The 12,395-nt window shown below is 56.0% G+C and carries 13 protein-coding genes; 7 read left to right on the forward strand and 6 right to left on the reverse strand.

The features are described 5' to 3' along the window. Positions 1-10: 10 nt before the first annotated feature. The 3 genes from glyQ to SYC_RS08780 all read right to left on the reverse strand — a co-directional run bounded on the left by glyQ (position 11) and on the right by SYC_RS08780 (position 2,680). The gene (gene glyQ / locus SYC_RS08770) at positions 11-889 is read right to left on the reverse strand and encodes a glycine--tRNA ligase subunit alpha (RefSeq protein WP_011243957.1); all 879 of its coding nucleotides are present in this window, start codon (positions 887-889) and stop codon (positions 11-13) included. A gap of 114 nt (positions 890-1,003) precedes the next feature. Next, a complete protein-coding gene (locus SYC_RS08775; RefSeq protein ID WP_011243958.1) occupies positions 1,004-1,954 on the reverse strand; it encodes a DUF4335 domain-containing protein in 951 nt (316 codons plus the stop codon). A 6-nt stretch (positions 1,955-1,960) separates the two neighbouring features. Continuing rightward, positions 1,961-2,680, reverse strand: a complete 720-nt coding sequence (locus SYC_RS08780) for a DUF3038 domain-containing protein (RefSeq protein ID WP_234701761.1) — start codon at positions 2,678-2,680, stop codon at positions 1,961-1,963. A gap of 74 nt (positions 2,681-2,754) precedes the next feature. Between SYC_RS08780 and SYC_RS08785 the strand changes: the two genes are divergently transcribed. The 7 genes from SYC_RS08785 (at position 2,755) to SYC_RS08815 (ending at position 9,396) form a co-directional block, all read left to right on the forward strand. Then, complete coding sequence (locus SYC_RS08785; RefSeq protein WP_011243960.1) at positions 2,755-3,270, forward strand: adenine phosphoribosyltransferase; 516 nt, start codon at positions 2,755-2,757, stop codon at positions 3,268-3,270. Between the two features lie 6 nt (positions 3,271-3,276). Further along, entirely contained in the window at positions 3,277-4,272 is a 996-nt protein-coding gene (locus tag SYC_RS08790) for an ABC transporter permease (RefSeq protein ID WP_039755550.1), read from the forward strand. 141 nt (positions 4,273-4,413) lie between these two features. Continuing rightward, entirely contained in the window at positions 4,414-5,493 is a 1,080-nt protein-coding gene (gene pilM / locus SYC_RS08795; protein WP_011243962.1) for a type IV pilus biogenesis protein PilM, read from the forward strand. Between the two features lie 2 nt (positions 5,494-5,495). Beyond that, positions 5,496-5,834 (forward strand): hypothetical protein, encoded by a 339-nt coding sequence (locus tag SYC_RS08800; RefSeq protein ID WP_011243963.1) that lies wholly within the window; start codon positions 5,496-5,498, stop codon positions 5,832-5,834. Between the two features lie 36 nt (positions 5,835-5,870). After that, positions 5,871-6,212, forward strand: a complete 342-nt coding sequence (locus SYC_RS08805; protein ID WP_011243964.1) for a PilN domain-containing protein — start codon at positions 5,871-5,873, stop codon at positions 6,210-6,212. Then, on the forward strand, positions 6,209-7,003 hold the full coding sequence (locus tag SYC_RS08810; RefSeq protein WP_011243965.1) for a hypothetical protein: 795 nt from the start codon (positions 6,209-6,211) through the stop codon (positions 7,001-7,003). Before SYC_RS08805 ends, SYC_RS08810 begins: the two co-directional genes overlap by 4 nt. Positions 7,004-7,080: 77 nt before the next feature. Then, on the forward strand, positions 7,081-9,396 hold the full coding sequence (locus SYC_RS08815; protein ID WP_011378468.1) for a secretin N-terminal domain-containing protein: 2,316 nt from the start codon (positions 7,081-7,083) through the stop codon (positions 9,394-9,396). A gap of 171 nt (positions 9,397-9,567) precedes the next feature. On the opposite strand, the gene SYC_RS08820 is transcribed toward SYC_RS08815, so the two are convergent. The 3 genes from SYC_RS08820 to SYC_RS08830 all read right to left on the reverse strand — a co-directional run bounded on the left by SYC_RS08820 (position 9,568) and on the right by SYC_RS08830 (position 12,278). Then, positions 9,568-10,203 carry a peroxiredoxin gene (locus tag SYC_RS08820; RefSeq protein ID WP_011243967.1) on the reverse strand — a complete coding sequence of 212 codons (636 nt, stop codon included), beginning with the start codon at positions 10,201-10,203 and terminating at the stop codon, positions 9,568-9,570. 97 nt (positions 10,204-10,300) lie between these two features. Beyond that, a complete protein-coding gene (hflX, locus tag SYC_RS08825; RefSeq protein ID WP_011243968.1) occupies positions 10,301-11,908 on the reverse strand; it encodes a GTPase HflX in 1,608 nt (535 codons plus the stop codon). Positions 11,909-12,056: 148 nt separating this feature from the next. After that, positions 12,057-12,278 carry a hypothetical protein gene (locus SYC_RS08830; protein ID WP_011243969.1) on the reverse strand — a complete coding sequence of 74 codons (222 nt, stop codon included), beginning with the start codon at positions 12,276-12,278 and terminating at the stop codon, positions 12,057-12,059. Between the last annotated feature and the right edge of the window lie 117 nt (positions 12,279-12,395).

Genomic DNA, 12,395 nt, shown 5'->3' on the forward strand with positions numbered 1-12,395 from the left:
GATCGCGAATCTAGGCTGTCACTTTTTGCAGCAGTGGAAAGCCCAACTGCTCGCGCTGTTCCAGATAGAGCTTGGCAACTTGCCGCGCCATATTCCGAATCCGGCCGATGTAGCGCGTTCGCTCCGTCACCGAAATCAGACCGCGAGCATCTAGCAGGTTGAAGCTGTGGGAACACTTGAGCACGTAATCCAAGCTGGGATGCACCAGCCCCTTCTCAATTAGTTGGGTGGCTTCCTGCTCGTAAAGACCAAATAACTGGAAGAGCAACTCCGGCGTCGAAGCTTCGAAGTTGTAGGTGCATTGCTCAATCTCGCTTTGCAGATGCACGTCGCCATAGCTGAGGCGATCGGTCCACTTGATCTCGGTGAAGGCTTCGACGTTTTGCAAATACATCGCCAGCCGTTCCAGACCGTAGGTGATCTCAATCGACACAGGTCGACAGTCGATGCCGCCGCACTGCTGGAAGTAGGTGAACTGAGCCACCTCCATGCCATCCAGCCAAACTTCCCAGCCGACACCCCAGGCCCCAAGCGTTGGCGACTCCCAGTTATCTTCGACAAAGCGGATGTCATGTTCCTCGGGCTGAATCCCCAAGGCCCTCAGTGAGTCAAGATAGGTTTCCTGAATCCCTTCTGGTGAGGGCTTGATCAGCACTTGGTACTGGTAGTAGTGCTGATAGCGATTGGGATTTTCGCCGTAGCGACCATCAGTAGGACGACGACAAGGCTCCACATAAGCCACAGCCCAAGGCTCAGGCCCGATCGCCCGCAGAAAAGTGTGCGGATTCATGGTGCCGGCCCCTTTTTCGGTGTCGTAGGGCTGGGCAATCAGGCAACCGCGATCGGCCCAAAATTGGTTGAGCGTGGCAATGACGGATTGAAAGTTCACGCCGTCCTCGATTCGATGGGTGAAGTGCTACAGCTTTTCACCGTAGCAGGATTGCAGGGGCTTCCCTAGCGATCGCGAGTTGAGGCGATCATCGGTGTGCCAAAAGACCGAGATCTAGCGCACGGAGCCCCAGCCGTCCCAAGGGCTGACCTCGACTACGCCACTGGGCTGAAAGACGATGCGGAGATCCGCTAGGGGTTGGCGATCGCCTGCAGGCAATGGCTTCAAGAGTGAAGCGAGCGGTGTTTGCTGAATGTCAGATTGGCTATCTTCGGCGCGATAACCCACAATTTGACCTGTGGCCGTTGCGCTGACGCGATATTGCTCAGCTTCCGCAGGTTCGTACTCGGGTTTGCGATCCCAAGCACTGCCGATCGCTGCTCGACTGGCCACCACAACAGCTTCCAGCGTTCCTGCATCCGCCAAACTTGGGCTACTGGCAGGAGGCTCTGTCGCAGGTGGATTGCTGTTCGCCCCTGAGGTCGTCTGCTCAGTCTGGGGTAGGTTCTCGCGCGGCGGCTTCACCTCAGGAATTGGCAGGGCAAAGAGAGCTGCAGCAGCGATCGCGAGTCCAGCTAGACCGACAGCGGGTGCGGCGGCCCGTTGTGGCAACGGCACCAGAGCTGGGACATGGCGACGCGGTAGGGGGGCCAAGCCAATCTGGAGATCGGGCAGCGTTAAGGGGTCTGCGATGAGTTGATCGATCGCATCGACCAGATCAAAGAGCTGCAGGCTGTTTAGTTCCAGTGCAACTTCGCTACCGTTATCGTTACTGGTCAGCTGATGGCGATCGCGATCGAGCGATCGCAACTGGATCAAGTCGCTACTGATGGCAGTCTGGGGGCGAGGCAAACCACTGATCACCCCTTGGGCGTAGGCACTCGCGACTGTGGCAAGCTGAACCAGAAAATCTTTACCACCCCGTAGAGCCGGTTGTAGGCCGGGGAAGCCACACTCCACCCGCGTCACAATTGTCAGGCATTGACTGTTATCCAAGCTGGCATCGGCAAGGCCTTGCACGAGCAAACTGCAATTGGGCAGCTGATAGAGCCGTTGAAGTTGCATCGCTGACTAAACCTCACCATCAAACAGACTGGCCCAGAGGCGCTTGGCTCCAGCCACACCAGTACAGAACAGCAGTTGTTCCACGAGGGTCAACGCCAACTGGTCGAGGCTATCGCCTTCGGCCAAGCGAATGACCGCCGCCCGGCGCGGGTTCATGCGGGACTGGAAGTGCGATCGAAAGCGATCGAGATAAAAGGCAATTAAGGCATCGCTGCGGTAGTCTGCCCCCTGCTGTTCCAGTTGGCTTCGAGTCAGCAGAATCTGCCGGATCGGCACGGTCAGTCGCTGGGCGAGGTTACTGATCAACACTGCGATCGCCTGGATTTCAGCCTGACTGAGGGGTTGGCGCTGGGTGAGGCGACGCAGGGGATTGGTGCTCCGTAGTCGCCAGACTTGGACGCGATCGCGCAAGACCGATTCAAGCCCCAACTCACGGCTGACCCAGAGAATGGCTTCTGGGGCTCCTAAGTCCAATGCTTCGAGAGCTAAAAGCAAAAGGTCGAGATGCTGTCGGGCGCGCCGTGGACAGTCTTCGGGAATCCCCGCTAGCTTGGGCAACTGCAGCAAGGCCGCCGGCAAGCTTGCTTCGGCTGGCATGGGAGTTGGAGAAATACTGGCAGAGGCGTTCATGCAATCCATCGAGCCCTGAGCGCCCGCACCGCGATCGCCCTTCGCTGCCGATGGTACCAGCGCCAGAAACGGGTTTGCGGGCAGACAGTGTTTCAATTTAGCATTTCTGGGCTTGCCATCCCGCGAGTGGCAGATGCCACAATGCTGGGGAATGTTGGCGTCCCCTCTGCATGGATCTCAAAACCCTGATTCGGGAAATTCCGGATTTTCCCAAACCCGGCATCCTGTTCCGAGACTACACAACGGTGTTGAAGGACCCCCAGGGTTGGCGCTACAGCATCGATCGTTTGACTGAGTTGATCAAGCCCTTGGAACCGACGGCGATCGTGGGGATTGAGTCGCGGGGTTTCATCCTAGGTGCGCCCTTGGCCTACCAACTCGGCTTGGGTTTTGTGCCGGTGCGGAAGCCGGGCAAACTGCCTGCTGACACCCACAGCGTCGAGTATGAGCTGGAATACGGTAGCGATCGCCTCGAAATCCACCAAGATGCTTTGGCTCCGGGCGATCGGGTTGTCGTTGTCGATGACTTAATTGCCACGGGCGGGACTGCCAGTGCTACCGCCACGTTGATCGATCGCTGCAGCGCGACCTTGGCCGGCTTTGCCTTTGTGATCGAGCTGGAAGGGCTGAATGGCCGCGATCGCCTGCCCGAGGTACCAATCATCAGCCTCGTGAGCTACGACTAAGTCGACATGAGTCGCCGTGCCACCACCCAGTTTTTGCTGCAACGGTTGCTCCAAGCCCTGTTGACGTTGCTGCTAGCTTCGTTCCTCAGCTTTTGTCTGATCCAGCTGGCACCCGGCGACTATCTCAGTAACCTGCAGCAAAACCCCCAACTGTCTGCTGAACGGATTCAAGAACTACGGCAACAATTTGGCCTCGATCGTCCTTGGCTTGAGCAGTATGGACGCTGGCTCTGGCAAGTGGTTCGCTACGGCAACTTTGGCAGCAGTTTTGTCTATCAACGACCTGTCGCCGATCTGCTCTGGGAGCGCGTGCCCAACACCTTGCTCTTGGCTATCTGTTCTCTGATCACGACTTGGGCGATCGCCTTGCCGCTGGGCATTCAGGCCGCCGTTGCTCAAAATCAGCGGAGCGATCGCATCCTGCAACTGATCAGCTATCTTGGGCAGGGAACTCCGAGTTTTATTACAGCGCTGCTGCTGCTCTTCCTCGCGCAGTTTCTGACGCCGCTGCTGCCGATCGGCGGCATGACTAGCCTCGATTTTGAAGACCTCACGCCCCTGCAACAAATGGCGGATTTGGGTCGCCATCTCATCCTGCCGGTCTTAGCGCTTACTCTCTCGGGCTTTGCTAGCCTGCAGCGGATCAGCCGTGGTGAAATGCTCGAGGTGCTGCGCCAAGACTACATCCGCACCGCCCGTGCCAAAGGCTTGCCGGAGCAGCGCGTCATCTACGTCCACGCTCTACGCAATGCGATCAATCCCCTGATTACGCTCTTGGGCTTTGAGTTCGCGACCCTGCTCAGCGGCGCTTTTATTGCTGAATATTTCTTTAACTGGCCGGGGCTAGGCCGCTTAATTTTGCAAGCCGTTTTTGCGCAGGATCTCTACTTGGTAATGGCCAGCTTGATGATGGGTGCTGTGATGCTGATTCTGGGCAATCTGCTCGCAGATCTGCTGCTGCGCTGGGTCGATCCCCGCATTCGCCTGGATGATCTGAACTAAATTGTTCACGCTTCTGGCTTGAGTCCTGTAGTGCGCTCAGGCAGTCTTGGGCTGCGATCGTGCAGACGCCTAGTTTTTTGGCAAACCATTGGCTAACATTCAGGTGCTTTGACTCTCTGTGCAAATAAAAAGGCGCTTCTCGTGGTCGGCATTTTTTCTAAGTTTCTTGGTGGCGATCAATCGCGCCTTGGGGTGGAAATTACCCCAGAGCGGATCAATCTTGCCCACATTGGCCGCAAGGGGAATCGCCTGCAGCTTCAGGATTTTGTTTCCGTGGAGCTACCGGATGGGTTGTTTCAAGACGGGCGCGTGCTAGATAGCTTCAGCCTGTCCGATCTGCTCCGCACCGCCATCAACGACAACCGCATCAGAACCAAAAGAGTCTCCACTGCGGTGCCAGGACGAGAGGTGATCACCCGGCTGCTGCCCATGCCCGCGGAGCTCGATGATGCCGAATTGCGCGAGACACTGATCAATCAAGAAGCTGCTCTGTTCCTGCCCTTCCCGCGTGAAGAGGCCGACATCGACTATCTGAAACTGGACTATTTTCTGGACGCGGATGAGGTCGAAAAGTTGCACGTCCTGCTCGTGGCGACTCGTCGGCAGGTGACCGATGTCTACCTTGATCTCTTTGCCCAAGCTGGCCTGACGCCTGACATTGTGGAAGTTGGGAGCTTTGCGCTAATCCGAACGATTCGCGAAGCGCTGCGCCAGTACGGATTGCAAGAAGCGGTCATTCTCCTCAACGTGGAATATGACCTCACAGAAATCGTGATTATCGTTGGGGGCGTGCCTCGGTTTAGCCGCACGATCGCCATGGGTACTCAGCAGTGGCAGCGGGCTGCAGCCCAAGCTGGTATCGACAATACAGGACGGGGTATTGATTTCCTGCAGGGGCGATCGTTCACATTGCTCGAACCCCCGGCTGATCTCCTCTCTCAAGCTCTGGCACGATCGGTCACCGAGCTCTGTGATGAAGTACGGCGATCGGCTGACTTCTACCTCAGCCAAGAGACCGATATTGAAGTAGCCAAGCTCTACGTTGCAGGTCCAGGCTCAGCCTTGCCAACACTACCCGAGTTTCTGGGGCAACGCCTAGGGCTCCCTGTAGAACTCGTCGATCCTGTCGAGGGGTTGGGGCTCGAGGTGGCGGAGAACCTTTATTTGCCAAATCGCGCTGATGTGGGCGTGGTGTTGGGCTTAGCCACGCGAGGAGTATAGCGGTGTACAGCTTAGACATTAACTTTCTCAAAGAACGGACAACCACAGCGCCGCCAGTTACCACCTTCGGGACTGCAGCCGTTGCCACTAATCCCTCGGAGCGGCTCCCGCTCTGGATTGGGGTGGGTATCGGCTTGCTTTTGCCTGGGCTGGCACTCGTGGTTACGGCCTTGGCTAACAATCGGGTTTCGACCCTGACTGCTGACAAGGCCGAACTCGAACAACAAATTCAGCTGGGGCAGCCAGCAGAAGCCCGCCTCAAGAGCATTCAGGCTGAGATTGAGCAAATCAATACCGACACCACGTCCTTAATTCAGGTCTTCCCGCAGGTCAAATCCTAGTCTGCTATCCTCACCGACCTGAGTCGACGGACCCCGGTGGCAGTTCAGATCAGCAAGATTGAGCAGGCGGGCAAGAAGGTCACCCTACAGGGCAGTTCTTCTAACTACGACTCGGTCAATGACCTGCTGCTGACCTTGCAGCAGTCGCGTTTCTTTACAGCTAGCAGCCTGCGGATTGAAGAGGCGAAATTAGGCGCTACCCCTACTCAAAATACAGGGGAGAACAGTCCTAAGCTGTCGAATGTGAACTATCGCATTGTCGGTGAGCTCAGCGACGTTCCCACGACGGATCTCTTGCAAAATCTCCGTCAGCTCGATGCTCAAGGTCTTGCTGCTCGCCTGCAGGGATTAGTGAACCAAGGGGTACTGAAGCCATGACTGTCTCGCTGAGTAAATTCCCGGATGATGAACCCGAGGTTCTCGCATCCAATTACCCAACGGTTTTTGGGCTGACAATTACACCCCTCGTGGGTGGAATTCTAGCGGCGATCGCAGGGTTGGCAGGCGCTGGCTGGATTTTTCTCAATCTTGTTCAGCCAACTCAAGAGCAGGCTAATCAGCTGACCCAGGAAGTTAATGACCTCCGCGCTCGGGCTGAACAGCAAGCCGCTAGCCTGCGCCAAATTGGCGCTCAGCAGCAACAGTTAGCCAATGCTCGAGCCCAACAGCGTGTGGTGCAAAGCTTCTTTGCATCGCCCGCCACCTTAGATACGCTGTTGCTCGACATCGATGGCCAAGTAAGGCGGGTGGCTGGCTTGCAGCTGCAGTCCTACTTGCCGAAGGAGTCGGCGATTGTGACCGATGGGTCGCTCGGTGAAGGCGTCAACAACAAACTGAAGCAAACCCCCGTGTTTGTCGAGGTGAGTGGCAGTTTCAACCAAACTGTGTCCCTACTGCGGGGACTCGAACAGTTGCAACCGCTGTTATTGGTGCGAGACATTGTCGTGACGGCAGAGCCGGTGCCGGTCACGGTCACGCCGAGGGGGCAAATCTTGGCGCGGCCAGCCCCCAAGCTGACGACACAGTTCAATATTGTGGCGCTGAGTCCCTTGACGCCCGAAGAACAGAAGCAGGTTGAAGAGGCTGCTGCTGCCGCTGCGAAAAATAATCCAGGAGGAGGTGCGAACCCAGGAGGAGGAACGGGCAACGCAGGTCAGTCGGGTCAGTAACGAGGCAAGTGGTAGGAATCGCCCTTGAAGCGATCGCGAGTGAGTGAATTTACGGTGTGGGTGTGAGGTTTCGAACAATGCAAGCTTGGAAAATTTTGGGGAGTGGATTGGTTCTTGGAACTGCCGCGATCGCGGGGCAGCCATCACCAGTCTGGGCCCAAGCCGCATCGACCATCGCGGCAAATCCGTCGGCAACGGAAGTCAATCGGGTTTTGGTGACGCCGACAACGAATGGCATTAGCCTGTCTTTGAGTACAACGGGTACTCAGGCACCACAAGCCTTTTCAACTAATCTCGATAAGGTCTGGGTGACGGATCTGATCGGCGCTCGCCTCAATCTGCCGGAGGGTAAGAGCTTTACTCAGCCGAACCCGGTACCTGGGATCGAGTCGATCGCAGTTTCCCAAGTGAGTGAAAACGGCGTTCGGATCGTTGTGACCGGTAGCGATCGCCCGCCGATTGTGACTAACAGCAGTCGGAATGGTGGGAGCTTGCAGTTTGAACTCAGTACTCAGACTGCGATCGCAGCCGCACCTAGCCCCAGTGCTCCACTAGTCGGTGCTGCTCCCCGACCCAACCTGCGTCCCCCTGCGGCCCCGGCCCCGCAGCGGACTGCCCAAGCGACGCCCCCGACGCCAATTCCAGTCAGCCCAGCACCACAGCCGCCGGTCCAACCCCTAGACCCTCGGCAAGTACTGCAACCGACGCCATCCCCTGCGCCAGGACAACTCCCTCCCCTCCAGCCTCGGGCCGTTGCACCGCCTTTGGGTGATATTGCGATCTCCAACACAGTGCCCCAAGGCACTGCTGTCACCTTCCCGAATGCGCGTCCCGTCCCTCGCATTGCCTTGCGTAATGCTTCCGCGCGGGAAGTACTCAGCATCATTGCAACGTCTGCTGGGTTAAACCTTGTCTATCTTGATAGCAACGGCCAGCCAACTGCTGCGGCCCCAGTGGTTAGTAATGAGCCGAAAGTGAGTGTTGATCTGCAAAATATTGATGCTCAGTCAGCCTTTAACTACGTTCTTCAGATTGCTGGGTTGCAGGCTAGCCGTCGCGATAATGTCATTCTGGTCGGGAGAAACCTGCCGCCCTCTGCTGGTGGGTTAGTTTCCCGGACTTTCCGCCTCAACCAAGCAGTCGCTCAAAACGTAGCGGGCTATCTCACGACTTTAGGGGCTAACTCAGTCGTTTCCTTTACTAAAAAAGTCTGTGTCTCGACTGGTGTGCAGGATACAACTGCAACAGGTGGCGGCGCGGGCACTGGCGCAGGACAAGGTCAGATTCAAACCCTCAGTCAGACTTCGGCTCAATGTTTTGATGAGCCGGAAGTCAAGGAGCTCAAAGTTCCTGGCACTCCAGCCGGCCCATTACCCCTCAAAAACATTTCAATCACCGCAGATATTCGAACGAACAGCCTCTCAATCGTGGGCGATCCCCAAGCAATCAACTTTGCGACAGGTTTAATTCAACAGCTTGACCTTCGAAAAAGACAAGCTTCAGTCAATGTTAAGGTTATTGACCTTGACTTGAATGACCTCAATGCGATCGCGACTAGTTTCTCCTTTGGAATTGGCAACACCCTATTCTCGGGAAGTGGCGGTCTGAGAACGACCGTAATTGATAATGCGGGCTCAGTGATCCAGCCCCCAAATGACAGTGTCTTTAACCCCAGTAACTTACCAGCAGGGATTAACCCAGCGAATCCCTTGTTGGCCTTGCCGAATCAATTGACCAATAATTTCCTTGGTGCTTTATCTGCATCAATTATCAACAACAAAACTAAGTTGCTGACTGACCCCACCTTAATCATTCAGGAAGGAGAAAGAAGCGAAGTCAAACTGACTAGTCAGGTTGTTCAAAAGATTGAATCAGAGACTACAACCAACGGCAGTGGCCCGCCAACCGTTAGCCGAACCATTGACCTTGCAGATGTTGGTCTACAGTTAACCATCAACATTGAACGAATTGATGACAATGGCTTCATTACTCTCACAGTCTTGCCAGCCATTTCATCGCCACAAGATGTTGTGACTTTTGGTGATCCCAACACCAATGGTGTCTTGACAACCCTGATTAAGAAGCGGGAGGTTTCATCGGGCAAAATTCGCTTGAGAGACAGTCAAACGCTCATTCTGTCGGGGATCATCCAAGATGAAGAGCGGGAGCGAGTTGCTAAGATTCCTCTCCTGGGAGATTTGCCACTGATCGGTTCCCTCTTTCGCACCTCTTATACCGATCGCCAGCGGCGAGAAGTTGTGGTGGTGATTACACCGAAGATTTTGGCCGATACGGATGCCACGGTCTTCGGCTATGGCTATCAGCCCAGCCCCCCTGCTCAATCAGTGCTGAACAACACGTTGCAAACTCCCACGGTCGCTCCGCTGCCCTAGTTGTTGCACGCGATCGCTACCTGCATGACCTCTCCTTCTCGAGAGATGGATGTAGGTAGCGATCCTTCAGCACTGGCTACCCGATTCATTCGACACTAAAAATCCCTCCCACAGGAAACTCTGGCGAGGGATTTTTGATGCAGAAGAAGAGCCTATCAGGACTCTTGAAATCTAGCGGTTGGGTTGCGGGGTCAAACGCAGGTAAGGCTTCACTTCCGTGACACCTTTGGGGAATTGCTCACGCGCTTGTTCCGTAGGAATCGACGGCACAACAACAACGTCATCGCCATCGTTCCAGTTAGCCGGCGTCGCAACGCTGTAGTTGTCGGTCAGTTGCAGCGAGTCGATGACTCGCAGCAACTCATCGAAGTTACGGCCAGCGCTGGCAGGATAGGTCAGAGTCAACCGCAGCTTTTTGTTGGGGTCGATGATGAACACCGATCGCACTGTCAGGGTGTTATTTGCGTTGGGGTGGATCATGTCGTACAGATCCGACACCTTGCGATCGGGATCTGCCAAGATCGGGTAGTTGACTTGGGTGCCTTGGGTTTCGTTGATATCGCCAATCCAGCCTTTGTGCGATTCGACGTCATCGACGCTCAGTGCGATCGGCTTGACGTTGCGCTTGGCAAATTCCTCTTCGAGCTTAGCGACGGTGCCCAACTCAGTCGTGCAAACGGGAGTGTAGTCGGCAGGGTGCGAGAACAGGATGACCCAGCTATCTCCGGCCCAATCGTAGGAGTTGATTTCGCCTTCACTGGACTGCTGAGTAAAGTTGGGGACGGTATCGCCGAGACGAAGAGACATAGAAGCTCCTGGCAGAACAATCAGACAGTCTGTCTGTATCCAATTATGCCATCAATACTCCGGTAATTCCTGGGGGAATCTGAACATTCCTTAATGATTAGTGAGTGCGGGCATAATGAACCAGTTGTCCTAATCGCTGTCGAAGGGTTTCGAGTCCCAAGCCCCGAGAAGCTGAGAGAAAAACGGCCTGCGGATATTCGGCTTGAGCGATTGCCAAGGTTTCACTGGTTGCTGCGTCGATTTTATTAAAGGCCAACAAAATTGGGCCTGGCGTCACCGGCATTTCTCGCAAAATGCTCATGACTGACTGGATTTGGGCGTACCAAGCCGGGTGAGACAGATCAACAAGGTGCAGCAGCGCATCCGCTTCTGTGACTTCTTCGAGGGTGGCACGGAAGGCGTCGACCAAGGGGGGCGGCAGCTCGTGAATAAAGCCCACCGTATCGGTCAGCAGGACCACGTCTGGTTCTGACCCTGGGTTGGCATTGAGTACCAGCCGTCGGGTGGTCGGGTCAAGGGTCGCAAACAGCTGGTCGGCTGCGTAGACCTCTGCTTGGGTGAGGATGTTGAGCAGCGTTGACTTGCCAGCATTGGTGTAGCCCACGATCGCGATCGAAGGTAGGGTCTGGCGATGTTGCCGCAGCCGCGATCGGTGCGCTTGCAGCTCTATGACTTGACGTTGCAGCCGCGTGATCCGGCGCTGAATCGCGCGGCGTTCCGTCTCCAGTTTGGTCTCGCCCGGCCCCCGGGTGCCGATGCCGCCGCCTAGGCGCGACAGCGCTTGGCCTTGCCCGGTCAGGCGTGGCAGTTTGTATTCCAACTGGGCTAGTTCGACCTGTAGTTTGCCTGCACCCGATTGGGCGCGCTGCGCAAAAATATCAAGAATCACCTCGGTACGATCGACGACCCGCAGGCCAATTTCCCGCTCAAGATTTCGAGCTTGGGCTGGGGAGAGATCGCGATCGAAAGCAACTAGATTGACCCCGAGGGTTTGAGCCGCCAGCGCCACTTCGGCGACTTTTCCCTCACCCACTACCGTTTGGGGATGGGGCCGCAGGCGTTTTTGCTGGAGGATGGAGGCAACTTCGCCACCCGCTGTTTCGACCAGTCGCTGCAGTTCCAACAACCCTTCTTGGAACCGGCAATCGCTAATGCCTTGCGTCTTGACACCAACGAGGAGAACGCGATCGCGTCCTTCGGCAACGGCTTGGCTAGTGAGTCCCCGCTGCAGCTCTCCCTCCAGCGCCTCGACAAATTCAACGCAGGGCTGCTGCGTGAGATCTTCTAAATCCAGCTCCGGCGACACCGTCCAGCGCTGGTCGGGGTGAGCCAGTAAATGAGCCAGATAGGTTTGAGCAACATAGCCAGTCGCTCCACCGCCTCGTCGGGTTTTGCCTTGGCGAGTCACGCAGAGCCAAATCAGGGCATCCAACCGCTGCAGCGCCATGGTGGTCAGTGCACCTTCATCCGGTGGCTCTGGACTGAGGCTCGTAGTTAGACAGCGTAACCCGCAGAGACGACCCGCCCCATAGCGCGGCAGTTCGACTGGCGGAATTCGGGTTTGGCGGACATTGCCGACGCCAACGCGGGTGACATGACCGCGGCGATCGAGGTAGACCGTGATGGGTTGTTCTATATCTGCACTGATCGCAGCCAGCCGTTCTGCAAATTCTGGAGTCGCCAAGCAATCGAGGCTGAGGCGCACTTTGTACAGGCGATCGAGTTGCTTGAGCTGGCTGGGCTTGAGGCCTTTGAGGTTGCCGTAAATCGTCTCGATAGGACTGAAATCCGTTATAAAGCTACTCCAATTCTAGGAACTGGGGCGATCGCCTGTCGAATTCTTTTGCAAGAGATTAAGCCGCCTCGGGGGTCGACTCATCGACAAACTCAAATTCGGCAAAGACTTCAGGGTCAACGTGACTCAGGCGACTTTGACCGGCAACACGGTCTAATACAAACCCGCGATCGGCCATTTGTCGCAGCAGTTGCGCCGCTTCTTCCAAGCGCTCCGCCATTTGCACAATGCTTTGTGTATCTGCAGTTAGCGCCCGTTCTTCCCAGGTAAAGTACGGCATGGCGATCGCCCTCTGGCAGGATTTGCCGTCAGTGTAGCGATTGGAATCTGAGTCTGCGGGCGATCGTGCAGATTCTGACCAAACTGCTCCGATCGCTCGGTTTTTCAATTCATGTTC

The sequence above is a fragment of the Synechococcus elongatus PCC 6301 genome (assembly GCF_000010065.1).
Classification (GTDB): Bacteria; Cyanobacteriota; Cyanobacteriia; order Synechococcales; family Synechococcaceae; genus Synechococcus; species Synechococcus elongatus.